The organism is Viridibacillus sp. d25.2, from assembly GCF_055456015.2.
In genome coordinates this window covers 2174962-2200859 of the sequence record NZ_CM196652.1, presented here as the reverse complement: position 1 = coordinate 2200859, position 25898 = coordinate 2174962, and the positions used below count along the sequence as shown (strand labels likewise).

At 34.8% G+C, this 25898-nt stretch carries 27 protein-coding genes and 1 pseudogene; 13 read left to right on the top strand and 15 right to left on the bottom strand.

The features are described from left to right. Positions 1–483: 483 nt before the first annotated feature. The 3 genes and pseudogenes from ACZLO7_RS11155 to ACZLO7_RS11145 form a co-directional block, all read right to left on the bottom strand. Positions 484–1761 (bottom strand): IS110 family RNA-guided transposase, encoded by a 1278-nt coding sequence (locus ACZLO7_RS11155; RefSeq protein ID WP_511261411.1) that lies wholly within the window; start codon positions 1759–1761, stop codon positions 484–486. Between the two features lie 267 nt (positions 1762–2028). After that, positions 2029–2172: pseudogene (locus tag ACZLO7_RS11150) on the bottom strand (IS1595 family transposase); the annotation flags it as partial. A 65-nt stretch (positions 2173–2237) separates the two neighbouring features. After that, positions 2238–3425, bottom strand: a complete 1188-nt coding sequence (locus ACZLO7_RS11145; RefSeq protein WP_464941352.1) for an MFS transporter — start codon at positions 3423–3425, stop codon at positions 2238–2240. 148 nt (positions 3426–3573) lie between these two features. Here ACZLO7_RS11145 and ACZLO7_RS11140 point away from each other — a divergent pair, with 148 nt between their 5' ends. Further along, positions 3574–4443, top strand: a complete 870-nt coding sequence (locus ACZLO7_RS11140) for a LysR family transcriptional regulator (RefSeq protein WP_464941351.1) — start codon at positions 3574–3576, stop codon at positions 4441–4443. 259 nt (positions 4444–4702) lie between these two features. Here ACZLO7_RS11140 and ACZLO7_RS11135 read toward each other — a convergent pair whose 3' ends face one another. The 5 genes from ACZLO7_RS11135 to ACZLO7_RS11115 form a co-directional block, all read right to left on the bottom strand. Beyond that, the gene (locus tag ACZLO7_RS11135; RefSeq protein WP_464941350.1) at positions 4703–5173 is read right to left on the bottom strand and encodes a DinB family protein; all 471 of its coding nucleotides are present in this window, start codon (positions 5171–5173) and stop codon (positions 4703–4705) included. A 20-nt stretch (positions 5174–5193) separates the two neighbouring features. Continuing rightward, positions 5194–5970, bottom strand: coding sequence for a Cof-type HAD-IIB family hydrolase (locus ACZLO7_RS11130; RefSeq protein WP_464941349.1), 777 nt, complete (start codon positions 5968–5970; stop codon positions 5194–5196). 501 nt (positions 5971–6471) lie between these two features. Continuing rightward, positions 6472–7287: an ABC transporter permease gene (locus tag ACZLO7_RS11125; RefSeq protein WP_464941348.1), complete on the bottom strand. Its 816-nt coding sequence runs from the start codon at positions 7285–7287 to the stop codon at positions 6472–6474. After that, positions 7284–8315, bottom strand: coding sequence for an efflux ABC transporter ATPase subunit, DrrA-related (locus ACZLO7_RS11120; protein WP_464941347.1), 1032 nt, complete (start codon positions 8313–8315; stop codon positions 7284–7286). The genes ACZLO7_RS11125 and ACZLO7_RS11120 overlap by 4 nt, the downstream gene beginning before the upstream one ends. Positions 8316–9099: 784 nt before the next feature. Beyond that, positions 9100–9732: a hypothetical protein gene (locus ACZLO7_RS11115; RefSeq protein ID WP_464941345.1), complete on the bottom strand. Its 633-nt coding sequence runs from the start codon at positions 9730–9732 to the stop codon at positions 9100–9102. Between the two features lie 349 nt (positions 9733–10081). On the opposite strand from ACZLO7_RS11115, the gene ACZLO7_RS11110 reads away from it, so the two are divergent. Continuing rightward, the gene (locus ACZLO7_RS11110; protein ID WP_464941344.1) at positions 10082–10963 is read left to right on the top strand and encodes a DMT family transporter; all 882 of its coding nucleotides are present in this window, start codon (positions 10082–10084) and stop codon (positions 10961–10963) included. A gap of 73 nt (positions 10964–11036) precedes the next feature. Here the strand turns inward: ACZLO7_RS11110 and ACZLO7_RS11105 are convergent, their stop codons facing one another. Then, on the bottom strand, positions 11037–11597 hold the full coding sequence (locus ACZLO7_RS11105) for a GNAT family N-acetyltransferase (RefSeq protein ID WP_464941342.1): 561 nt from the start codon (positions 11595–11597) through the stop codon (positions 11037–11039). Positions 11598–11867: 270 nt separating this feature from the next. Here ACZLO7_RS11105 and ACZLO7_RS11100 point away from each other — a divergent pair, with 270 nt between their 5' ends. The 3 genes from ACZLO7_RS11100 to ACZLO7_RS11090 all read left to right on the top strand — a co-directional run bounded on the left by ACZLO7_RS11100 (position 11868) and on the right by ACZLO7_RS11090 (position 13319). Beyond that, complete coding sequence (locus ACZLO7_RS11100) at positions 11868–12254, top strand: hypothetical protein (RefSeq protein WP_464941340.1); 387 nt, start codon at positions 11868–11870, stop codon at positions 12252–12254. Continuing rightward, positions 12241–12879 carry an O-methyltransferase gene (locus ACZLO7_RS11095; RefSeq protein WP_464941339.1) on the top strand — a complete coding sequence of 213 codons (639 nt, stop codon included), beginning with the start codon at positions 12241–12243 and terminating at the stop codon, positions 12877–12879. The genes ACZLO7_RS11100 and ACZLO7_RS11095 overlap by 14 nt, the downstream gene beginning before the upstream one ends. A 272-nt stretch (positions 12880–13151) precedes the next feature. Beyond that, entirely contained in the window at positions 13152–13319 is a 168-nt protein-coding gene (locus ACZLO7_RS11090) for a hypothetical protein (protein ID WP_464941338.1), read from the top strand. Positions 13320–13652: 333 nt separating this feature from the next. On the opposite strand, the gene ACZLO7_RS11085 is transcribed toward ACZLO7_RS11090, so the two are convergent. Then, complete coding sequence (locus ACZLO7_RS11085; RefSeq protein WP_464941337.1) at positions 13653–14147, bottom strand: hypothetical protein; 495 nt, start codon at positions 14145–14147, stop codon at positions 13653–13655. A 477-nt stretch (positions 14148–14624) separates the two neighbouring features. Between ACZLO7_RS11085 and ACZLO7_RS11080 the strand changes: the two genes are divergently transcribed. The 3 genes from ACZLO7_RS11080 (at position 14625) to ACZLO7_RS11070 (ending at position 15976) form a co-directional block, all read left to right on the top strand. After that, a complete protein-coding gene (locus ACZLO7_RS11080) occupies positions 14625–15200 on the top strand; it encodes a TetR/AcrR family transcriptional regulator (protein ID WP_464941336.1) in 576 nt (191 codons plus the stop codon). Between the two features lie 108 nt (positions 15201–15308). After that, on the top strand, positions 15309–15659 hold the full coding sequence (locus ACZLO7_RS11075; protein ID WP_464941335.1) for a DMT family transporter: 351 nt from the start codon (positions 15309–15311) through the stop codon (positions 15657–15659). Positions 15660–15661: 2 nt separating this feature from the next. Then, positions 15662–15976, top strand: a complete 315-nt coding sequence (locus ACZLO7_RS11070; RefSeq protein ID WP_464941334.1) for a DMT family transporter — start codon at positions 15662–15664, stop codon at positions 15974–15976. Positions 15977–16285: 309 nt separating this feature from the next. Here the strand turns inward: ACZLO7_RS11070 and ACZLO7_RS11065 are convergent, their stop codons facing one another. Then, the gene (locus ACZLO7_RS11065) at positions 16286–16717 is read right to left on the bottom strand and encodes an SRPBCC family protein (RefSeq protein ID WP_464941363.1); all 432 of its coding nucleotides are present in this window, start codon (positions 16715–16717) and stop codon (positions 16286–16288) included. Between the two features lie 270 nt (positions 16718–16987). On the opposite strand from ACZLO7_RS11065, the gene ACZLO7_RS11060 reads away from it, so the two are divergent. Then, positions 16988–17560, top strand: coding sequence for a tubby C-terminal domain-like protein (locus tag ACZLO7_RS11060; RefSeq protein ID WP_464941364.1), 573 nt, complete (start codon positions 16988–16990; stop codon positions 17558–17560). 664 nt (positions 17561–18224) lie between these two features. On the opposite strand, the gene ACZLO7_RS11055 is transcribed toward ACZLO7_RS11060, so the two are convergent. Further along, positions 18225–19385, bottom strand: a complete 1161-nt coding sequence (locus ACZLO7_RS11055) for an MFS transporter (RefSeq protein WP_464941365.1) — start codon at positions 19383–19385, stop codon at positions 18225–18227. A gap of 589 nt (positions 19386–19974) precedes the next feature. Here ACZLO7_RS11055 and ACZLO7_RS11050 point away from each other — a divergent pair. Both ACZLO7_RS11050 and ACZLO7_RS11045 read left to right on the top strand, forming a co-directional pair. Continuing rightward, positions 19975–20832: a LysR family transcriptional regulator gene (locus ACZLO7_RS11050; protein WP_464941366.1), complete on the top strand. Its 858-nt coding sequence runs from the start codon at positions 19975–19977 to the stop codon at positions 20830–20832. A gap of 279 nt (positions 20833–21111) precedes the next feature. After that, on the top strand, positions 21112–21294 hold the full coding sequence (locus ACZLO7_RS11045; RefSeq protein WP_464941367.1) for a hypothetical protein: 183 nt from the start codon (positions 21112–21114) through the stop codon (positions 21292–21294). A gap of 332 nt (positions 21295–21626) precedes the next feature. On the opposite strand, the gene ACZLO7_RS11040 is transcribed toward ACZLO7_RS11045, so the two are convergent. The 3 genes from ACZLO7_RS11040 to ACZLO7_RS11030 form a co-directional block, all read right to left on the bottom strand. Continuing rightward, complete coding sequence (locus ACZLO7_RS11040; RefSeq protein WP_464941368.1) at positions 21627–22511, bottom strand: alpha/beta fold hydrolase; 885 nt, start codon at positions 22509–22511, stop codon at positions 21627–21629. 332 nt (positions 22512–22843) lie between these two features. Next, on the bottom strand, positions 22844–23389 hold the full coding sequence (locus ACZLO7_RS11035) for a GNAT family N-acetyltransferase (RefSeq protein ID WP_464941369.1): 546 nt from the start codon (positions 23387–23389) through the stop codon (positions 22844–22846). 144 nt (positions 23390–23533) lie between these two features. After that, positions 23534–23815: a YesK family protein gene (locus ACZLO7_RS11030; protein ID WP_464941370.1), complete on the bottom strand. Its 282-nt coding sequence runs from the start codon at positions 23813–23815 to the stop codon at positions 23534–23536. 823 nt (positions 23816–24638) lie between these two features. On the opposite strand from ACZLO7_RS11030, the gene ACZLO7_RS11025 reads away from it, so the two are divergent. Beyond that, positions 24639–24863, top strand: a complete 225-nt coding sequence (locus ACZLO7_RS11025) for a hypothetical protein (protein ID WP_464941372.1) — start codon at positions 24639–24641, stop codon at positions 24861–24863. 474 nt (positions 24864–25337) lie between these two features. Next, entirely contained in the window at positions 25338–25898 is a 561-nt protein-coding gene (locus ACZLO7_RS11020) for a TetR/AcrR family transcriptional regulator (protein ID WP_464941373.1), read from the top strand.

The following is a 25898-nucleotide window of genomic DNA, read 5'->3' as shown; positions in this document are numbered from 1 at the left end:
TCTTCAAATAACCTCCTGCTTGTAGATGATGCGTCAATGGGTTGACACTCAGCATCATACTAGAGGACTCTTTTTCTTTCAAGATCCTGAACATCTTTCAAACAGGAATGCTCCCTCTATAAACATTGAAGTATCAACGGTTTTCATCACTTCGTGATGTAGTGAAAATATTTTTCCATCTCTTTTGTAAACAGATGATTGAATTTATAGTTTTTATTACCAAATTGAGCGTACGCTTCGCTAAAACTAATGAAAATCATTAGCTTTTTTTATCCATTATGTGATGCACAATGAATCTCTGCGATACTTATGACGACGTACCCTCCCATGTCTCTTAGCGTCAGTGCGCTTACATTCCTTCGTTCGGTCTATTCATAAGGCAGAGGCCTGCTAAGCTGCCCCGGGGACTCTTGGTCTAAGTTTAGTTATGTTGCTGGCTTCTCCGTGTCATCCTTCTAGTTATAGTTCGATGAAGAAATTTGTTTACGCTGCCTCTGCGAGACAGTAGAGGTCTTTCATCATATGTTTCTCGTCAAAACGGACTTTCTTTTTACAAATACCATGTAATACCTTCAGTAATTTACCACACAGTACCACCATTGATTGCTTTCCACGTAAAGGATTTTGCTGGCGTGTGGTGTAATATTCATGAAGCAGTTTAAACGCTGCGTTATGACGAATCAGTGGTACCATTACTTTGAAAAGAATATTTCTGAGTTTCTTTCGTCCACGTTTAGAGATATGTTTTTGTCCCTTATGTTGACCAGACGAGCTTTCTCGTAATGTTAATCCCGCTAGTTTGATGAGTTGGCGTGGATTTTCATAAAGTGAAAAGCTACCTACTTCTGATAGTAAATCAACGATTGTCGCATTTCCTAAACCAGGAACTGATGCAAGTAGATCATATTCCATCGTTGTTTTAGCCATTTCGGCTAATTCATTGTTTACAGATTCAATTTCGCTTTCTAATAAGCGATACTGACGTAGGAGCGTGGCGATTTCATGTTGTGCCATCTGTGTCCCTTCTGATAATCCGATAGAGTTCTTCGCTACTTCAATAAGAAGCTTTGCTTTAGGTAACTGTGGAACTCTCATCCCCTCTACCTGACGGTAAAGAAATACAAGCTCTTCAGCTGTTTTCCCTTGAATATCCTTTGGTAATGGCGTCATTTCCAGTGTTGCAAGTGCCATCTTCCCGAAATTCGGAAAGACTTGAGTAAATTCTGGAAAGTAGCGATCTAGCCAACGAATGATTCGATTTTTAATACTCGCTAAATCCTCCGTTAATTTTGAACGAAGGGTAGAGCCGATACGGAGTTCGGCTTCAACGTTTTTTAGTAAACGTGGATAACTGAAACGTCCATCTTTCAATAAGCGAGCGATGACTAATGCATCTTTTTTATCGTGCTTTGTCGGTAAATTATCATCCAATTCCTTAGAACGTTTTACGTGCATTGGATTCACCATGACGAGTGGAATACCATATTGATCTAGGAAATACGCTAAATTCATCCAGTAGTGACCTGTAGGCTCAATACCGACAATCACCTCTGTTTTGTTAGCTATCTTCATCGTTTGACAAATCTTTTCATACAAACTTTCAAAGCCTTCTTTCGATTGATGTACCGCAAAAGCTTTTTCAATCACACGCCCTCGTTCATCGACAAAGCAGGCGTAATGAACATGCTTGGCAATGTCCATACCGACAACGAGTGTATTTTCAGAAACTTGATTAATTTTATCATTCCATTTAGAATGCATAAGGGAGTCCTCCTTGTTTGATGATGGGTCAATGCTCGTTGACACTCATGCATCATACTAGAGGACTCTTTTTCTTTCAAGACCCTGAACATCTTTCAAACAGGAATGCTGCCCCGTTAGTTGAATAACAGTACAACACAGAATCCGTTTAAAAAGCATCTGATAAATGGTGCTCTTATCTTTTTTAATGCTTCAACTGTGAAATAGTTAGATTTTTGACAAGCTGAAATAAGCATTTGTTTCTACCTAATTTTCAAAACCTAAGTTTTTACAATCGGTAGCTGTATCCGTGCATAATAAAGAAGAATGGGCTATATAATCCTCGATAACCATATCAATTTCTTCTGCTTTTACACGACCTCTACCCGCCATACTCGCAATGATATTGGTATTTCGATCTTGTACTACAACGGTAATGTAACACCGTTTATCATTATTTTAATGTATTCATAGAAACGAAAAATCTAATTATCAACCTAAGTCATTCTCACATTTGTACTATACAAATTAACTGCTCCTATCACCACAATAATTCCTACTATGTATAGCGCTATTTGATAACTATGCAATAGATTTACCATTAAACCGAAAAGTGAAGGTGCAATAACGATAAATAATTGGTTTAATGTCAAAGCAGAACTCACTGTTAAGCCAATATAACTGGGATCTGAATGTTCTGTGACACAAGCAATAAATAATGAATACCAACCGATTGCTACAAAACCTAGTAGAAAGCAGAATAGTAGCATTACTAATTTTGCATGCATGATTAGCGGTAATATCATCGTAAGAACTACTGTCACCATCATTACAAAAAACAATAATTTTTCTCTATTTTTCTCAAAGAATTGATCACCCACCCACGCAATGGCTACTCGACCAATCATCCCTCCTATTAAAATAAGACTCAAATATTCCCCAGCTTCAGTTAGTGAATAACTACCTTCTTTATGTAAATAACTCATGAAATGGGCAATGATAATCATCTGTAATGACATCATCACAATTCCTACAATATATATTGGATACAGTGCTTTATTATTTTTGATTGCATTCATTTTTTCTTTAAACGATACTGATTTAGATGCTGTGACCATACTTTCTTTTGGTTCATGATACGCTCCTAAGAAAAGTAAGCCTCCAGCAATTGCAATGACTCCTTGTACAATATGTACCGCCGATAATTCATAATGATAATAAGTATAAGTTAATAATACTGAAGCTAAAGCGCCCCCTATAGGTATACCTGTCTGTCTGATTCCTAGTGCTAGCCCTCTATGTTTATCCGGAAACCATTTTACGATAGCTGTACTCCCACCTGTTTGAGCACTACCATACCAGATACCAACCAATAATAATAACAGCAACAAGACAATATAATTATTAACAAAAACTAGTGTTAATGCTGAGAGTCCTAATAAAATAGATCCCCATCCAATAATTTGTTTTTCCCCTTTTTTATCCATCAAGTAACCAAAAACGAGCATTGAAAACATCGGTCCGATATTGACAGCTGAAACGATTAAGCCCGTTTGCAGCGCGGATAAATTCCATTCAATTTGATAAAATGTAGCAATTGGTCCCATACCATACGTCACAAAAGTTGCTGCCGTTTGTGATAGTGTAGCCACAAGTACGATTAACCATTTAGTATAAGTTTTCATCAATGTACCCCCAAAATCTTTTTATTACACCTATGTATTTGTCCGGTATAATGAATTAACTAGAGTTTACGCTGTAAACTACGACGCGTAAAATGGAGGAAAATGATAGGCGCTATCAAAAATTTTAATAGGGTGTGTGACTAATAATATGAACATCGAAGAAATTGCATTGAAAATTGAATTATTAGACCGTCAAAATTTAAGTAAGTCGGCCGAAGTTACTAACTATACTCAATCTGCCTTAACATCTAAAGTAAAGAAGATGGAGTCAGAGATCGGCCAACCTGTTTTTAAACGTACACCCCAGGGACTAAAAATCACTAACGTAGGGATTCAATACAAAAACTTTCTTCAGCTTATAACACAAGAATACGAAGAGTTCTTACAATCCGTTGGTGCAGATCAAGTGAAAACTAAAGTAAATTTTGGCGCATCACATACAACAATCAAAATTTATGGCGCTTCAATCGTAAATGCCTTAAATACAAATAACATTTCATTGGATATGGATTTCACAGTTGAATCTAGTATTTCCTTAAATGAAAAAATACACAATTCCGAGATGGACTGTGCGCTCACAAGCAATCCAATTAAACATTACTCTGATTTAGCGTATGACATCATTGCTACTGAAACATTCGAGGTAATTTCAAACGATACTCATATAATAAATTTTGATGAGCGTACACCCGTTACACTTCTTGTCTTAAGTAAAAGTTGCATGTATACCAGAGCAGTTGTGGAATTCCTAACGGAAAATCAAATTCCATTTAGCATGAAAGAGATCAAATCAGTTAGTAGTATTCAAGATTTCCTTCATATTAATAATTCAATTGCAGTATTAAATACGAAACTAATCGACTTATATAACTATACAAATATTCATCGATACAATTTACAGCTAAATAATGTGATTAACACCGTTTTTATTTATAAGAAGAACGAAAGTACGAAAAACATTATTCGACAATTAAAAAACGTCATAGAATCTATTCTTGAACCTGTTGAAAAAGTTTAATAATCGTTTATTCCGTATAATTATTTGCAATTGATTCTTCCACAAAGGGGCGAATGTTATGAATTTAAAACGAGTTATTGCAAGATAATAAAGTCGATTAAATATGCCAGGTAAAAGCATAAACCTTCCAATGCTTATATTAGTGGAAGGTTTATTGTATAGCACTTTTCTGGTAAAAAGATGCGGTAATACATATTGAGGGTTATCTTTGGAATTCAAAGAAGTATATTATGCCAACCTAAGATTTCTTTTTTGATTTCTAAAATATATCTTTCATTAATAAATCAGAAGGAACGGGTTTCATTCCTATCTCTCTAGCCCAAACTGATAATTGTCCTATATGATGAATTTCATGTGTGATAATGTGATGAATAATCTTATCATATGAAAATTGCATTTTTGTACCGTTTTTCAAAGGATAAACGAAAATTTTATTTTCAGTTTCAGCGATATATAATTTAATAAAATGCTCTGTAATGGATTTTGTACGCGAATTGAATTCTTTAATCTCATTTAAATTTGTTATTCCATTTATATCTGTTTCAATGACGGGAGTTCCTCTCAAGTGATTGATCCAAAGTTGTTCACAATCAATGACATGAAATAAATTTCTGAGAATCCCCCCCATGCCTCCTGTTCGCTTTTTTATAAGTTCTTCATTTGGAATACTCTCACACCACTGAAACCATTCTTCTCTAACTTGCCAATTATATTGAAACAGTTCGAACATATAAAACCATCCTTCTATTTTTATTTGATTAGTTCCAGCTTCCGTAAAGCAAAATCAATTCCATCATCACTCGAGCTTTTCGTTACAAAGTTTGCTACCATTTTTAATTTTTGATGACCATTGCTCATTGCGATGCCGTATCCAACAAGTTCGAGCATATCTATGTCATTTTCCCCATCACCAAATGCAATTGCTTCAGATGAATTAATATTGAAGTATTCCAAAACCTTCTTAATAGCAATAGATTTTGATACATCGTGTTGTAATACATTTAGTATAAATGGATGCCATCTTTTAAAATTCAAGTGAGGGAATCTTTGAACATATTTTCCTATCATTTGTTCATCCGCGTACAAACACATTAAATACACTTCTTGACTTCCAATTTCTCCAATAGTTATCGGATATTCATTTAGAGATAGTGTTTCATTTAACGCTTTTAAAGTGGCTGGGTTTTGTACGCCATTCATCGAAAGTTCTTCAGTAAAAAAAGATAAACTATGTTGGTTTTCACAAGCAAATTCATTTACCTCTTGCACAATATCATTAGTTACGGGAATTTTATGTATGACTTGATCCTGATGCTTTACATAAGCACCATTTGCCGTGATAAATGTATCTATTCCTATTTCTATTAAATCTCGACACATTGACAGTGGTCTCCCTGTTGCAGCTACTACTCTTATGTTTTTATCTTTTAATCTCTGTATAGCTCTCTTTGTACTTGTTGAAATACTACCATCTTGATAATTAGTAAGTGTGCCATCTACGTCAAAAAATACAATTCGATATTTCATAATATACACCCTTTCATTAGAATGGAAATTTATACTATTTGTTTCATTGTAACTTGAAATGATAATCATAAACAGCATATTAAATAAAAACTAATAAATAGAAATAATAATTGGATATTACCTATTTTTAATAGCGTCCTCTTACTTTTTACAGTGTTATTTGCTTTGCTTACGGACAATTTAACTCCAAAAATCTTCTATATGGGGTGTGATACTATTGGAATAACTATGCTTTCTCTTTTCAGAGTACAACAAGTGTATTAATTGAATTATGAGAGAGGAAAGGTGCAGAAATCTATTCTGTAAAAGATCACAAAGATATATTATTTGTAAAATATAAGACCGAAGTTAAGCATTTTTAGTTCAATCAGAAGGCTGATAAAAGAACAAATAAAAAAGTGTGTTTTGAGAAAAGATTACTCAAAACACACTTTTATTATATTCAATATTGATCTTCCTTTGATAGATAAATAGAACGAGGTAAAATCGTCTATCCACTTATTATGTCCGACGCATATATGCGCGTACAGTAATTGGCGCAAAAATTGCTACAATAACAGCCGCTCCAATAAGGGAAGCAGTTAAGTCCCATCCTACTGTACCAGAGTTAGCAAGATCTCGAACGGCAGTAACGAGATGTGAGATTGGATTGATTTTCACAAACCATTGTAGCCAGTTAGGCAAAGTTTCTGCAGGCACAAAAGCGTTGGAGAGAAATGTGAGCGGAAACAGCACAATCATCGAGATTCCTTGTACGCTTGAAGCAGTACGTGCAATTACACCAAAGAAAGCAAATATCCAACTGATAGCCCAGGCACACACAATTACAAGAAGTGCAGCGAGGGCAACGTAACCCAGTCCGCCTTCTGGTCGATAACCCATAATATACCCCATTGTAAAAGTGAGCACAGTTGCAATGGTATAGCGGATAGTGTCTGCTAATAGAGCTCCCGCCAATGGGGCAATACGTGCAATGGGCAGTGACTTGAATCTATCAAAGACACCCTTATCCATATCCTCACGAAGTTGGACACCCGTAACGATAGATGTCGTGATTACGGTCTGCACAAGTATACCTGGAATGATGACGGGTAAGTAGTTTTGAACGTTTCCCGAAATGGCCCCTCCAAAAATGTAGGTGAACATTAGAGTAAAAATAATTGGTTGGAGCGTTACGTCAAATAATTGCTCCGGTGTTCGACGAATCTTCAGCACTCCTCGATATGCCATCGTTAAGGAATTGTTTACTGATTGTTTAAAACTTGTTTTTTTACGCAATTGACGACCAACAACCTGTTTAAAAGAAGTACTACTCATAATCTTCCCTCCCCTACTTTATCGAATTCATCTGATACATTAGTATCTACTTTCTTAATACCTTGCCCTGTGATTGTTAGAAAGACCTCGTCAAGCGTTGGTTTCTGTACACTTAATTCGTCTAATTGGATGCCCTTTTGACGGAGAGCGATAAGTAAATCCGTGACCCGGTCTGCATCCGCCATCGGGGCAGTTATCTTCCCGACTTCCGACGAAATGGATGTCTGAACTTTGAGTACCTGTTCTATTGTCTGACGAGCATCTTGGATGTCCCGTGGATTTTGAATACTCAAATGTAATGATGAGGTACCAACTGAAGCTTTTAGTTCATCGACGGTACCCTCCGCCACAACTCGGCCATGGTCGATAACAGCAATGCGGTCTGCCAGTTCATCTGCCTCTTGAAGATACTGAGTTGTCAAAAGTACAGTTGAACCTGTTTTTACCAATCGGCGAATAGTATCCCACATTTGATTACGTGTTCGCGGATCTAGCCCAGTAGTCGGTTCATCCAAGAAAATTAGCGGTGGCTGTGCAATAAGACTTGCCGCCAAGTCCAGTCTACGACGCATTCCACCAGAGAAATTTTTCAATGGTCTCTTTGCTGCTTCAGTTAACCCAAATTCCTCCAATAATTCAGCCGCTTTACTCTTTGCCTCTGCACGCCCTAGCCCTAGCAGTCGGGAGAAGATGACCAGATTCTCCGTAGCGCTTAGTGACTCGTCGACTGAAGCATACTGACCGGTTACACCTATCAATTGACGTACGATATGTGGATCCTTTACTACATCATACCCGAAGATGCGTGTAGAACCTTCGTCAGCTTTTAGAAGAGTCGCCAGCATTCTGATTGTGGTGGTCTTACCTGCTCCATTAGGTCCAAGTACCCCATAGATAGTACCCGCACGTACGTTCAAATCTACTCCATCAACTGCACGATTGTCTCCAAAATTTTTAACAAGCCCTCGCGCTTCAATAGCCCATTCATCATTGGCCTCCACTGCTTCTTTTCTATTTATCATATCCATGTTATTCTTCCCCCTTAACTTCACCATAATTTGTATTTACAGTGTTAAAATGAACTCACGTTGAAGAACCCTTTCTTTCTAAGGGTAGAAATTTCATATAATTCCTTACTACCGCTAAATATTCTCCTTCAAGAAACTTTTTCTAACTGTTCATAAACGGATGATACACCCATTTCATGAACTGAATATGAACTGAATTTAAATACTAAATATTACTGTGTTTGGATGTATGCTTTCATTCGATTAATAGGGGTTTATCAGAGGAAGCAAAGTGTGGAATTTCATTGTAAGGGTCAGTTTATTCATCGTCAATCGAGTATTAATATATAAAAAATACACTCATTTACTTATGATTCGATTTATCATTATATTACTAAAAACTGAAACAAAAACTTGAAGTTGATTGATATTTCGTTTGAAAATGGGAATGAAGTTACGATAAAAGCAGCAACTAGAAAAGATGCTCAACGATTTGGGAAAAATGAATTTAATCAAAATGTAGAATGTTTTCGCCATTAAATTATATGAAAAGCTCAGATTTGAAAAAGAAGGACTTATAAAAAAAGACCATTTAATTAATGGAATTTACTATGACACATTATTGATGGGATTATTTAGACTTTGTAGAATCATCTTTAGAGAACATTCCTTCTGAATAAATTCTCTAAATAAATCTAAAAAAGAGAAATGATATACATAGTATCATTTCTCTTTTTCTCATTAACTTAAGATACATCTCTTTGTTAGCTGTAAAAATTTTACAACTTTCTTTTATCCCAGTTTTTTAATAAATAAAATAAATATTCTCTAATATATATTTGTTATTATATAATTGTGTAAAATTAAATTTTACTGTGACAGTTCCAAAGGCATCAAATTCTTTTGGTCGGAATTCATAAGTAAATGTAGCAAACCCTTTTCCTTTATAAGTACTTTCAACTCCAACCTTAGAAGTTGTAACTTTGTTAAGTGCCTTCTCAAAAGCGGAAAGCGTTTTTTTCGAATTAACTTTTCGCATTCCCTTTATTTTTTTACTGTAATTGTCCTTTACATATTTACGACCAAGTAAATAGTCATTTTTTCCGTGCTCAGCTACACGTTTGTTAACATACGAATTGAATGATGTAGTTTTTCCTGTTTTAAGGGAATTGCCATAGATTTTTATTAATTTAGCGGCTTCGGGTTTTAATTCACTTGTCACTTTTTTCATACTAAACTTCTTAGGATAAGTTAGTACACCTTTTTTCGAAACAGTAGCAGATACTTTTGTAATGCTGGCAGATTTAGATGTTTGCTGCGTTTTATTTGTAGCAGCTTTAGTTTCCTCTCCAAATCCCATTGATCCAAATACAAGGCTACACGCCACAATTGTTGACATGACGATACCTTTTTTTAGTTTCATTCTTCGTTGTTTCATTCGAGTTTCCCCACTTCCATCTTTTTGTTAAAGAGATATTCATTACCTTAAATATCCACATTAACGAATTTTAACACAAAGGCACTATTATTTGGTGTAAAAATATTAAAAACAGGTTAAAATATCCAATAATTTAATTTATTTAGTTAAATTAGTCTAGTTTAATTTTACTTACAAAAGAAGAATGCAAGCAACAAATGAGTATTAAGGCGGAATCTCCACTTATTTTGTGCTGATATCATAAAATATAGAAAAGTAATACTTTATATGTGCAGAGTTCTCTATAATGAGAGATACAATATAGTAGAATTTGGTTAATATTATAATCAACTAGACAGGAGCGTACATCATGAAATCTTCATTTTTTTCATACATAGCTTTATTTTTCGCAGTATTTGCATTATCGACTTCTGCCATTTTCGTAAAACTAGCAGCTGCTCCACCAGCTATTACTGCATTTTATCGTTTATTTTTTGCGATGCTTTTATTGTTACCCTTTTTAATTTGGAAAAAGAGCAATCGACAAGAGCTCGTTGGCTTAACTAAAAAACAATGGGGATTAGGAATACTTTCCGGCTTATTTTTAGCTTGTCATTATGTATTATGGTTCGAATCATTAGAGTACACTTCTGTTGCTAGCTCAACAGTGATCGTTACATTACAGCCTCTGTTCTCTATGGTTGGAGGCTATTTATTATTTAAAGAACGATTTTCTAAAGGTGCTATCCTAGGTTGCTTTGTGGCAATTTTAGGTAGCCTTATCATCGGGTGGCAAGATTTTCAAATAAGTGGTGAAGCGCTTTATGGGGATATTTTAGCATTCATTGCAGCAGGTATTATTACTGGCTATTTCTTTATTGGCCAATCCGTTCGTAAGGATTTATCCCTTATCCCATATTCCGTCATTGGCTATGGGAGTAGTGCCATTTTTTTAGCAATTTATGGACTTTGCCTGAAAGAATCATTTTTTCACTACTCTTCAAATACGTGGTGGGCTCTACTAGGTTTAGCATTTATAGCAACAATTTTAGGGCAAACGATTTTCAATTGGTTGTTAAAATGGCTTAGTACTTCCATTATATCTATGAGTATTTTAGGAGAAACGGTTGGCACTTGTATTCTTGCCTACTTTATATTAGATGAAGTCATTTCTATACAGCAAGGCGTAGGTATTGTTGTAATCTTAATTGGTTTGGCAATATTTTTGATCCAACAACGACAAACAAATTAGGCATAAAAAAACAACGGCAAAGTAACTCTGCCGTTGTTTTTTGTTTATCACTACAATGTATGTTAACAAAACTTTAGTAACTACGATTCTTATAGTATATTAGGAAGTCAGTCCATTTTTCATCTTCATAAGAAAACGCTTTTCTCTCGCATTCAAAGTGATACCCCGCTCTTTCAGCCAATTTCTTAGAAGGATTATTATCTACATTTATATGTAATTCAATTCTATGAAAATCTAAAGTAGAGAAAGCTATCTCAGTTGCAGCCTCTACAGCTTCTGTGCCATACCCTTTGTTCCAAAACTGATTATGAATGGAGTAACCCATCATTGACCACTGATAATCCATTCTTAAAATCGTGAATAACTCAACTTTCCCTACGTTTACTCCATCTTCTTTACGAAATATTCCGAGGATATACATCTCGTCCTTTTTTGCTGATTGATCAAATCCTTTTATCCACTCGATAAACCAACCCTCTGTTGATGAAGACATATTAGAAGGTCTACCATCATCATATTTGTACTGTGAAGGTAATCGATTATCGAACTGTGTGTACCAGTTGAGATAATCCTCTTTTTTATAAGGACGTAAGATTAACCTTTCAGTCTCTATTTGTAAATTTGAAATATCCATTTTCCCACTCCCTGCGCTTTTGCATTACTGTACTACTGATTGTTGTTCCATCATTACTTATATAATAGGAAACTATATATAATTTTATCATATTTTACCTTTAGAGGTATAAAAACCTAATAACCCCTTCAGGCTAAAAGCAAACTAAATTGGGAAATTACATTACCAAAGACCTTGTCATTTTTCACAGCAATTTTTCTTTTGCTCTTGGTTTAAGAGATAAAAATTGACAATAAGTATACATATGTATACATAGAAAGGAGACTTATAATGAGAGAGGAAAAATTTAAGGACGTTAAGAGAGAGGGTCACCATCGTGGTGAGCGTCACAGAGGAAAAGAAGGTTCACACCATCGTGGACCAAAAACCTTTCGCCGAGGTAGAGCAATTGCTTTTTTAGAGAGGATGAACCTTAAGCGTTCAACTATTAAGCAACAGTTAGATAAACCAGAGTTTCAATCAATTCACCCAATTCTAGTCGGTGAATTAAAAGCGATTGATATGGTAATCAATGAATTTATTCAATTATTTGAAATACAAGAGAATGAAGCAATGGATGTACCCAGCAATAATGAAGAAACAGAAAATTTAAATTTAGATAGTAATAAGTCTTTAGAAAATAGAGAGGAAGGAATTGAATCTAATGAAACTAATTAACAATTATATTGATTCAGTGTTTCATAATGAAAATGAACTTTTGGACGAGGTCATTTCGTCCATTGAAGAAAATGGAATGCCCTCCATATCGGTATCTCCTTCCTCTGGTAAACTGCTAACCATGCTAGTATCAATTTCAGGGGCTAAAAATGTTCTTGAAATAGGTGCTCTTGGTGGCTATAGCGGAATTTGCCTTGCTAGAGGATTCGGTGGAGAAGGAAAATTAACTTCCCTTGAATTAGAAGAGAAATATGCAAAGTTAGCATACAGCAATTTATCTAAAGCAGGCTTTGGCGATCAAGTAGCATATATTACTGGGGCAGCTTTACAAAACCTTGAAAAAATAGTTGAAGATAATAAGCGATTTGATTTTTTCTTTATTGATGCTGATAAAGAAAACTATGAAAATTACCTGGAATATTGCATTAGACTTGCGGATTCGGGTGCTTTAATAGTTACTGATAATGTCCTTGCTGGCGGTAGTGTAGCAGACCCAGAAGCTAAACCAAAACGTTACACTGAAATAATGAAGAAATTCAATGAAACTGTGGCCAATCATCCTCAGTTAGAATCAATTATTATTCCAATCGGTGATGGGATGACTATTTCAAAAGTAAAGAAATGAGAAAAGTCATCGAGTGCTTTGATTTCTGCTACGGTGACGCTTTCCGCGGGCGGGCGCCAAGCCGCTTCGTCGCTATGCTCCTGCAGGGTCTTGGACTGTCCCGCTTTTCCCGCAGGAGTCGCCACCTCCGCTCCAATCAGCTACATATGTAATAAAAACAAATCTTTTTATGCGATAAAAAATGCTGACGAGATCTTTTCGGACTGTAGACAAACTCGAATAAATTCGAATTAATCAACTACACATGTAATAAAAACAAAATTTTTGAGGTGTTGGAAAATGATGACGAGAAAAATAATTTTGAAACAGATCAAATTGAACTGATTTCTTTGAATCAACTAATACCTCAAGAACATCTCGTGAGAAAAATTGAGAATGCGATGGACAAAAAAGTATTCATGCATGCGATGATTATTTTTGCTGCTATGAATTTAAAGTAACTCGCTAATTAGATTTAGCAAAGTCCTAAAACAGAATACAACTAATGGCAACTTACTATTTTCTAATATCGCAAAAAAGACCATCTTCTTTTCATTTAGAGTACTATGAATTAAAGTATATGCACCTTCAAATTCTCCACTTCCAACTGATTAATAACTTAATTTATTTATATATGTTATGTACTTATTAGCTGTTATAGCCTTGTCTCTCTTGATTGAGTATATACTTTTATTTCAGTAGTTTGATTTTTCTCTGGTTTAATGTACATTTTCCACCATTCCTTTAAATTACAAATGAATGACTTTAATTCCTATAGTATATATTTTATTAAATTACTGATTAGCTGCTCTTTTATATTCTTTATATGACATCATTCCACCTACAAAAAAACAAACAAGTAATACTAATACAAAGGTGAAAAAGTTAAAAAAGACTGCATTTGAATATATGCTAAGTAAAGGAATTTTCGTTTCTTCACGATATAGTGGGTTTACTTCGGCAAGAAGGGATTTTAATTGAATTGCTCTTATAAGCGTAATACTTATAATTAATATCATTCCCAATAAGCTGCCAGCTATAATCATTCGAATAGTTCTCTTCTGCAACTTGCAATACATATATTCGTGTATATAGATAATAGACATAGCGATAAAAGTAATGATAAATGGCAATAAAAAAAAGAACGGGAATAAACCGATGTTACCATTTCCTCCTGCATATTGAGTAGGAGAAACTGCTGAAAAGTTGGCAAAAGTGAAAGTACCAATTGTTATTAATGCACTTAAAATATAGATAAAGCGATACAGGTAATTCGCCAGTTTATTCATATTCTACAACTCCCTTTAAAAACAATAGCGCCATTTTATTGATTAACTTTTATCATTTACATTGTACATTATTTGGAAATTAAAAACATCTTAAGTAAATAGTAACACTAAATTTCCATGTTAATAAAACAGAAAAAACTCGACTAGATCACCTTTATACGATGATTATTAATCGAGATTTATTATAATTAACCATTATTCCTTAGATATGGTTAACTAGAACGTATAAACTCTTCGATAAAATAACGCTTGAACTATATTAAATATAGAAAGCCTCATCCATACATGCGATTCAAAGCTATTTGTTCCTGATTAGCTTGTTCTTTTCAATAGTACACTACACTAAATCACGTACTTTCATTATTCCTTTTATTGCTTGTCTATTGAATACATAGATTAATTCAATCATTACTTTTGACAAAATAACACTTATTCTATATAGTGAATGACAGTCAGTCATGAAGTGAGGAATGTAACATGTCTAAAGAAGAAAAGATTATTCTTGCTGCTATTGATGTTTTTCGTGACAAAGGTGTGGAAAAAACAAAAGTATCTGATATTGTAAAATCTGCTGGAATTGCTCAAGGCACATTTTATTTATATTTTCCATCTAAATTATCAGTAATGCCAGCAATTGCAGCTGTCATGGTTGAGAAAATCATGTTGGAAGTGAAAAATCGTTTCCAAAATTCTACGTCGCTTGAAAACCAAATAGAACAAATAGTAGATGCTGTTTTCTATTTAACAAAGGAATATCGTGATGTCTTTGCACTTATTTATGCTGGAATTGCACAAACAGAACATTTGAAAGAATGGGAAACGATTTATGCACCTTTTTATGAATGGATGAACAACTTCTTAAAACAGGCTCAAAATGTCGGAAATATTCGCGATTCACTTAACACAGAAAGGTCCACAAAGTTAATCATTGGTCTTATTGAATCTGCAGCAGAGCAAATTTATTTATATGATAATTTTGATGAAGACAATGCGGCACTTCAAAAACAAGAATTACTAGACTTTTTACATCATGCATTAGGGCTTCGTAATTAATTATGAGGCTTTTGCGGCCCAAAAATGACTGATAGTCAGTCATTTTGTGCTGACAAAGAATAAGTAAGCTGATATTAGGAAGAATAGGTTACGAAAGGAATGATATATATGAGTAGAGATTGGATGTATGTTGCTCTAACATGTTTGTTTGAATTAATTTGGGTTTTCGGCTTTAATACTGCTAGTACTTGGTGGCATTGGGCGATTATCTTAGTCATTATTGCTATAGATTTCCACTTCTTATCTAAAGCTTGTGAGAACTTACCAACAGGCACTGTCTATGCTATTTTCGCAGGAATTGGTACAGTTGGAACGACATTAATGGATGTATTTATTTTTGGTGGAGAGTTTAGCTTAGCAAAAGCAATATTTATGGTGATTCTAGTTGCAGGCGTTATTGGATTAAAATTAGCTGATAATCAACATAAGGAAGAAACAGATTTGAAAGGAGTGCAATAACAATGGGGTGGATATTTGTATTTTTAGCCGCTATGTCAGAAATTGTTGGTGTTATTGGCTTAAAGTTATATAGCCAAAACAAAACAATCCGAAATATGCTCTTATACGTTGGAGGTTTTGGCTTATCATTTGCCCTCCTCTACACTTCCTTTAACTATTTACAATTAAGTATTGCTTATGCTGTATGGATCGGTATTGGTACGGTCGGTGCCGTATTGATCAATATGATCCTTTTTGGGGAATCTAAAAGCGTAGCACGTGTAATTAGTATTATTGCTATTGTTATTGGAGTAGCCGGATTGAAGGCTGTTTCTTAAGTTTTTAAAATAACCCTCATATAAAGAGCGGGCACTGAAAAAGTCCATAAAATGAATTTTAGCCATGGCGGAAACGATTAATCGTTTCTGCCATGGCTTTTTCTTCGATGCCGTTAATTTCCGTTCCGGCGGACGCTTTCCTGGGGACGAACCTTGAGCCTCCTCGTCGCTAACGCTCCTGCGGGGTCTCAAGATGTTCGCTAGTTCCCCAAGGAGTCGCTGCCTGCACCCCAATGAACTGATGGCGGGGTTCATTTATGAAGGATACTGGCTCTTTACTTAAAGCCTCAATCAAAGTTATTTTATATACTAATTTAGTGTAGCATCCATTGCTTCTAGCATACTACGCCAAGCCTGCTCAGTTTGTGATGCAAAATCTGACCAATCAGGGTGTAATTCATGCGTTAAAGTAAGTTCACAGCCTGTCCTAGTTGATATTATAGCAATATTTACACGTGCTGAGTCTGAGGATTCCTTCGGGATACCCCAAGTAAATACAAGAAGATTTGGTCGGTCAATTTCTAAATACTCTCCTCGGTGGTCAATTTCCTTCCCTTCTCTTTGATCAACAAATGAGAAAGATCCCCCTACCCGTGCATCGATTTCAACACGTACAATATCCCCCTTCGGAAACATCCATTTCATCACTTTATTAGGGTTAATCCAAGCGTCAAAAATCTTATCTGATGTTTTGTTAAAGTTATAGACTACAACTGCATTCGTATTCGATTGTGTATTCAAAAAAATCATCTCCTATTAAGGTAATTAAAAGACATGGCCAGATATTTACATTATCTTACTTTAAGAACAACTATACTTCAATTTTTTGGATACTAAATATCCTTAATTACCGTTAAAAAAACTTATTACTGTTAAAGCAATCGCTTTTTTGAGATTTTATTGTAAAATAACAATAAAGGAATTTACATACGAATAATGCCATTTACAGTATTATTATTCAATATGTACTTTGGCACACTATAACAGTAAATCCTATTAGGAGGTTAAGCAATGTACAATTATTCATATGAAATTCCTAATCAAATGTCGATGCAGGATAGATTACCACTTACTGATGAACGTGGAAATGTTCTTTGTTACGTAAAAAAACGAAAACCAAAAATATCAACTCGTATCGCAAATAACTTATTTAGTTTTACTCTCAATTATTGCTATGAAGTAGTGGATAAAAATGAAAAAGACATGTATAGTTTAAATTCTTTAAAATACCGTCTAAAATTAGATTATATGTTAACAACTCCCCTTCAGAAAATAGTTCTCAAAAAAATGCGTGAGCAATTAATAGAAAGTAAGTATACATGGCAAGATAATTCAGATACATACTTGTTTTTTCAACACTATACTGCGGAATCACGATTAATTAAAAACGATGAGGAAATTGCAACGGTGAAGCTTGCAGACCCTAGAAATTCAGATGAGTCAGATACTGTAATCATCACTCTTTTAAAAGAGGATGATGTAAATATAGCAGCATTAGCAGCCGTACTCTATCACAGTTTATATCACTATAACCGATATGATAGTTCCCTTTTAGGTAAATCTACTTCCCTTTTAAATTTCTGATAGAAGAGGAATACATGCGATAAACTTATTCATATTTATAAAAAAACCGTTCAAAATATTGAGGGCACTGAAAAAGTCCATAAAATGAATTTTAGCCATGGCGGAAGCGATTAATCGTTTCTGCCATGGCTTTTTCTTCGATGCCGTTAATTTCCGTTCCGGCGAACGCTTTCCTGGGGACGAACCTTGAGCCTCCTCGTCTCTAACGCTCCTGCGGGGTCTCAAGATGTTCGCTAGTTCCCAAGGAGTCGCCGCCTGCACTCCAATCAACTAGTTTTATCGTTTTTCTGAGTTTTCCATTCTTTCCGAGTCACACATACCCCTTTATAATGAAAGGACTAATTCAAGGTGGTGTTGTCCATGATTTCCAAACAAGATACATTCACTCTAAGCCCTTATATTGCGTTTTTCTAATATTTTAAATCATTATTGTCACATATCAAATATGCGTAATTAAATAACAATTTTCTTTTAGATTAATTAACTAACGAGGTTCATAGTTTTAGCCCAAAAAAGATTATGCCCCCCTAGAAATAACACCCAAAATAAAAACACCCGTTATAACTAAGCTACCCCTTAGTTCCATAGGGAAAAAATAAAATGTTAATTTTAGTTTATTTTTCCCAAAAATACCTTTCCGGATAAAGTATGATCATCTTTTTTATCAGCATTTACTGACTACTGTTACTCTAAATCTGTTTTTCATGCTATAAAACTGTAAACATAGGGAGAATACCATAGAAAGAACTGCAAAATAAACCAGTGGAATGGTTCCTATCTCTAAAGACAATACAACCCCACCAAAGGTAGCACCTATTGCACTCCCTAAGTAATTAACAGAACTGTTTAATGCCACCGCTGAACTTCCATTATTCGGCTGGTATGATAGTAAAATAAGCTGTTGTGGTGCTTGACACGCCCACCCCATTGCTCCCCAGACAAAGAATGGTACATACTTTAATAGTGGTACGTTAATCAATATTGGTATACATATAATGGATAGTGTTAAAGTAATTAAAATTATTGTAACCAAAGTTTTTGGCTTTTTAAAATGGTCGATTAGATAACCAATCATAACGCTTCCAAACAACCCTCCGAATCCCCATACCCAAAGATACATCGTTAAATTACTAGAGACTGCAATTTCTTTTAATAATGGTGCTAGATATGTATATAGGCCTAAGCTGGAAATACTAGCGAAAAATGTTATAAATACAGTTATGGTTACTCTTTTATCTAGGAACATCTTCAATCGTTCATTTAGTGCGGGAGGTGGTGTAGTTGGAAAATCTGGGAGAAATTTAAGCATACCCAAAGTAGCAATTACACTAATGATAACTAATAGCCAAATTGCTGCTTTCCAATCAGACATGTCAGAAATGTAGAGGCCTAAAGGGACACCCAGCACTGTTCCTATACTCATTCCTCCTATAGTCAAGCCTAGAGCTCTCCCTTTCTTTTCACTTGAAACAAGCTGTGTAGAAGCTGCCACTGCTAATGGTGAGAATAAGCCAGCTCCTACTCCAGCAATTGCTCTAGATAATAAGAGAAGAGAAAATGTTGGGGCGAGAGCTGTAATACCATTTGCAATGGAAAATACAAACATTGAACATAATAATACTTTTTTGATTTGCTTTCCTGCAAGTAGAGAAGAAAATAAAGGTGCAGATATAGCATAAAATAAAGTGAAAATGCTAACAGCTTGCCCTACTTGCGATACATCTTTATGATATGTATCGCTAATCCCCGGGATAAGTCCTGCAATAATATAAGCATCAAAACCCAAGGTAAACATACCTAATGATAATAATAGAACGTTTTTCAAAAGTAAATCCTCCCTAACTTATAGGTGATGAACATTCTGTTCAGTAGAATTTCTTACTAATTTGAAATTACTTAAAATAGGAATGTAAAGCTCCTACAATAAAATTGTAAAAAGCTCTTTTTCTTTTATTTTTGTATTGAACATATAAAAGATGAATAGTTTAGAAAAATATTATAAACACACATACCTTATTCAATAGTTTTAATTTGTTTTTATCTATGCTTCTATCAAATTAGCAAGGAATCCATATAATCATCCCTTGCTAATTTCCCTAAGGATGTGATGAGCCGACATTGAGGTGCCAAACCTCCCCATAGATGTGGACTCCATGCAACAAAAGATTGTCTGCGGTTAGCATTTTCACCAATATTCCTCCTTATATTATGTCAATTAATTCAATGCTCAGTTACCAGTTTCACCTTTGTTCATTCTAGTCTAAAAATGAACCGTATTAGACGATAACCTATAACATTATGTTATAGTTAAAACATGTTCCTCTTTTAAAAAGGTATCAAATAAGCATTAAATAAGGAACAATCATTATTTTATAAGGATATAACAAATCGTTATGACATATGGAGTGAGTGCAATGAATATAGAGTGGTTACAAAGCTTTGCTGAAGCCGCTAAACAGAAAAGTTTTTCTAAAGCTGCAAAAGCAAATAATCTTTCCCAACCAGCAGTGAGTAAACATATCCAAAATTTAGAAAACAATCTTAACATTGTTTTGTTTCATAGGACGCCAGCTGGTATTGAACTGACGGAAGCTGGTGAACATTTCCATACTCGAATTACACCTGTTATTGCTGAATTAGCCGTAATTCGCCAAGAATTACAGCAATTTTGCAGGAATAACCCTATAGCTATAGGCAGTCTCCCCAGTTTAGCTACTTACTATTTACCCTCAAGGATTAAGGGACTTCAGCTATTGGATAGACCCTTGACATTAATGATTCAAAATACTTCAAGCGAACTGTTACAGTCTTTACAAGAAGGAAGACTTGATGCAGTCTTTGTTGATACTTTATATACTGGAGAATCGTTGTGGAGTCGCGAATTGTTTACGGAACCTTATTATGCGGTGTTTCCTTCAAATCATAGATTCAAATCAAAAAAAACGGTTGAGCTTACTGATTTGTGCGAAGAACCACTAATCACTCATCAAGCTCCTTGTGATACAAGGAAGCATATAATTAAACAAATAGAAACACTTGGCCACAAGCCTAACATTATAAGCGAGGTAGCCTTCGGTGATTTTATCTTTGGAGCTGTAACCGCTGGAATGGGGATAACCATAGTTCCTGAATTGATAGCTAAAAATATCGGACATCTCGAACTTTTTTCCTTGCCAATTGTTAATTTTGGAAGAAAAAGAACTGTTTCATTAATCACTCGGAATAATAAACTTGGATCAAAGTTATATCCATTCTTTTCAGGAATTGAATAAACTTTATTTTTTTCTTTTGAATTCTTCATATTTTTTTAATCGATGTGATGCTTTTATTTCATTTAACAAATTCCTAAGTACTCTAATAATATTGGTATAGTTTTTTTCATGAACACAATTTAGAAACCTATCAACAAGACTTTTTATTACCATCTCTTCTTGCTCAAATAATGATTGATTATGTATAGGCGATGAACTAAAACATATACATTACATAATATAGGTATAGATATGAATTTTCCAAAAAAGGATGATGTATAAAATGTCAATGTTGATATTGTGATTATTTCAGTAGTGGGAACTGGTACCCCTGCAAGTGGCGGAGGAATACCGGACGGCTGGGACGATGAGTGCTGGGAAATTGATCGCTGGGAGAATGATGGCGGTAGAAGTCCTAGTACAAGTACTGGCCACGGTTGTGACTGGAAAACTTATGTTGGCTTAGGATATTACTACCGTTAAATTTGGATAGAGGGAGGCGGCCAGTCTCCCTTTATAACATTGTGCCCACAGTTTATCTCCTTATATTTATGATCCCCCCTGTAATGTAAAATTTTTTTCCTTACTTTACTAACCCACCAGGTAAGCAAAAAAAGCGTTCCTATTGTAGAAACGCCCTCGTTAGTTGAACAAGAGAATGTTAGTTAATTAGATAATACTAATACTTAAAGAGGTACCCTGCAAAGTATGGCCTTTTTAAATAGCTCTTGTTTCCTTTTCTATCAATTCCTGAATCTTGGAGGATTAAAGCTCGTTCTTGTTCTGACCACACAATAAAATGCTCTTACTGCATGTCAGTCCCTACCCGCCTCGTAAATCTTTTGCGCCAGCATAGCCGGTCTTGTACGCGAATCCGTAAAGTGGTCACCGTCCCCGACGATTAGACGGGACTGGCCTAGCCGTATTGACATATGCGGATGCCAGCCGAAGCCCTCCCCTTGTGGCAATGCGTTGTCTTGGTAGAAATAGAGATAGCTTTTGGGCGTAGACAGAGCGTAGAATGCTTTAAGATCCAACTTCTCGAAAAGTGGCTTAGCCGGTTCCGGAGTGACGCTTGCATACATCTGTTTAGCTTCCTCTAAAGTGGCCGTATTGACGAAAAAATCTCGAAACAGTGAAAATGGAAGCATGATCGTATCGTCCATTGAGCCAGCTCTGAGTAGCTCGAAACTTTGCCTCATCTGAGCCGGGAACTCGTCGACAACCGATTCGCCGTCTTTCAGTACGAACGCGTCCCAGAAGACAAGGCGCTTTATGCGATCCGGTACCTGTTCTGCAACCTTTTGGATGACAGTTCCGCCGAAGCTGTGCCCGACGAGAACAAAGTTGCGTAGGTTCAGTTTCGTTATAAAATCAACGACGGACCTCGTGATCATCGCATGCGTGACATTTTTATTCGGATCTTTGCCGTGACCTGCGTATTCCGGCGTATAGACGGCATGCCCTCTACTGCGCAGCACCGCCGCTACGCCGTCCCAGAAATGACCGTCAGCCCAAGAACCATGCACTAGCACGAAGGTAAGCCGTTGCTGTGCGGATAAATGGTATCTTTCATCCGATTCGAGGTCACTGTTGCAGAGCCAACATCTTTCAGAATAAGGGGAGTAATAATACCCGCCGGGCATAAACCTATAATCGGAATATGGAAATTGATAAGTTTTTTGGAGATAAGGAAACATGTACAAAACATCCTTTCAAATCGACATATATTATCAGCTTATGCCCATTTAGTTTGAGAGGTTCCCACACTAAATCCGCAAAAAAAGTCACGAGTGGAGAAACTGAAATAATCGTACTGATTCCAAACTGTGAAAATAACAATTTTGTAGATAAGGTAATTGTTTTAACCCCGACCTCAACCACCAATATGATACGGCTCACCGAAATTGATTTTCACCTATCCTGCTTCTTAGTTGAATAAGAAAAAAGAACCATCCAAGCAGCCCTATAATCTTCAACTCAAACAACATGTTAGTTCAGCAAATTTTGAAATTTGTTTGTTCATTAATCCTTATTCATTAAACCTACTCATTAAAATGGTATTATAGTAATTTCCGTCAGATAGAAGTTTATCCTTGTTTAAAATACCTTCCACTTCAAAACCATATTTTTGATACGTCATCATAGCTTTTTCATTGGTTTCAAGAACATTCAAAGTCATTTTCTTTATTCCATTTGAATCTGCCCATTGAATAGATTCTTTTAATAAATTTGTACCCATTCTATATCCCCAGTACTCTTTTAATACACAGACTCCAAATTCCACTTTATGAGAAGTTCTTTTCAATTTGTTCCCTTCACATCTTGAAAAACCTACAATTCTTTGATTAACTTCAGCAACTAAAAATAGATTACTATCACTTTCTGTATCATCTTTAATTATTTGTTTAAAACCTGATTCATTTATGTACGCCTCACCTTTTTCTCTATCTAAATTCTCTGTTTCACCATCTATCTGCAATCTTATTTCAGATAGGTTTTTCGCATCAGTTTCAATTGCTGACCTCACTATATATAGTAAATTATGAATAAAAAATTCTTTTGTATTAACTATCATTACAATTTCCTCCCATCAATTTCAATTCTTTATTGAACTATCCTCCCCTTAAAATTGAATAAAAATAAGAACTGTCTAAACAGCTCAGTGCGCTTCAAGTAACGCCTCCGATAGTTGAAGAATATCATTATTTAATTCAATAGTTCAGTTCACTTTTCTAATTTTCAAATCGACAATTAACATTAAAGTTAAGATTATTAAGCTTATTACAAGAATAATTGCACCTATCATACTAACGCCCATACCGCTAAAGCCCCTAATTGATATCAAACCTACATAATGAGTTATGATGCCTACATTCACTGTAACCAACGGCAAAAAATATCCTTTTCTCTTGTTGTTAAATGCCCAATACAACCCCCAAATGCTTAATAATGAAATAGCAATAGGAAAATAAATTACGATAAATTCAACAGAAGCAAACAAGATTAATCCCCCATTCATTCAAGAATAAAATTTAGCAAGGCTTTCAATCGAAAACTGGGTGTTCATCATTTACTACTTTAAACACGACTTCAAATCATCCATGCCTAGCTGTTTAGCAATTTGAACCATAGAGTGGGTGATTTCATTACGTTTTTTTCTATCCAGAGACATAGATTTTAATCTGTGGTTCATGAGCCTGTACACCGACCGTTATAATATCGTATTTTTCCAACTTTTCACTTTCTTTCATAAAGGCATCTGCCTGTTTTTCTATCCTCTGATTATCCCAAAAATCGTGACAGAAAAAAGAATACATTTAGCCTCAAGTGAACCTAGCCCCAGAAAAACCTGCCAAGCTTCTATTACTTTTACACCTCTTCGATTTTATCACATTTACCCACACGAGGAATTATATGGCATAAATGAGTCTTTTATCTTCTTCCATTAACCTGCATCATTAGTTAAATAGCAGTAAGTTCAAAATATATATATTTTACATTTCTTCTAAAATTATTAATTTAATAAAATTGGATTTGCTGCATAAATAGCGTCTGATGATGAATAAATACTAGCACATGGATTAATCGATTTAAGTGAAAAAGTAAATGAAGCTATACGAAAATATCATTTATGATGTTTTCCTTATTACCAACGTCATGACTTTAATAAAAATCTATATAAGATGCTTTACTTAAAATTTATCGAGCAATACTACACAAATTTAGAATTCCTATTACACCTACCAATAAATATTAAGTATAATTAGAATGAATTGGAAATGTATTAAGTTGTTTCATTCCAACCTATTTAGGGAGGGAATACGATGGAAGAAAATAGACAAATTATTCAAGATGAATCAAGTAAATTTAATTCAAATGACGATACAATTTTTGATCCGATGAGGTCTGATAATCAAATAATGGGCTCTCCATCTCATAAGAAAATGCATTTACAACAACAGCCAAAAGGCATTCGTTTAATAGGATATACGCTTATTGGGTTTTTACTTCTCATTGTTGTCTTCGCTATTGTTGCCCGATTTTTGTAGTTCTCATTTTCCCTTTCACTAAGCTTGTTAGTTAGGGAATATCATATTCTACATCATACAAAAAGACTTGACTCCTTTATGGAATCAAGTCTTTATTTATTGCATCACTTTTTAAATGAAACTGTTTGGTATTGAATATTTTCGCTCTAAATACTAGAATAACCAATTCCCCATAATATCATCTATAAGTATCACCTTACCAATATGATATAGAGAATTCGTTCAAATTTCCTATTACTCAATTTATTTTATAGAGAGACTGTCACCCTTTCTTGGTCAGCTTTTTGGTAATACGCTAATGAATACAGATTATTAAAAATAGATTCGTTACCATTTCCATTTTAGTGAAGTCAGTTAATCTATAAAAAAATCCCATTAAGATAAATTGACATTTTATACAAAGAATTATATTATTTAATAGAAAATCAGGAAAATGTATTGTTTTTTTAATTTTCCTATGAAGAGGTGAAGGTATTGAAAGGAAGAATATTGGATTGGTCACGAAGAGAATTTGAGAGAAAAGGATTCCGGTTTACTATGAGTGAGTTAGCAAAACAACTAGGAATGAGTACCAAAACACTTTATGGATACTATCCTTCAAAGGATGAACTAATAAGGGATATTATAAATCAGGCAATTTATGAACTAAAAGTAAAAGAAAAAGAAATCATGTGCGACCCAACCATAGATATTTTAGAAAAACTTAAAAAATGTCTCATTTTGATTCCTGTCAATTTTCAGTTTGCCCAACTAAGTCATCTAGAGGAACTTCAACGGTATTATCCAAAACAATGGGAAATTCTTGATCAATTTATTAATGAACAATGGGAAAGCATAGTTTCATTAATTAACGAAGGAGTTTTAACAGAAAAAATACGCCCCTTTAACAAGGAAATTTTTATAGATTTATATATTGGAGGTCTTTATCGAATAATGGAGCATTCATCAAGATACGAAAATAAAGTTAGCCTTCTTGAAACACTTCAGGAAATGACGGAAATCCTTATGGTAGGAATACTTAAACAGGAAGGTTGA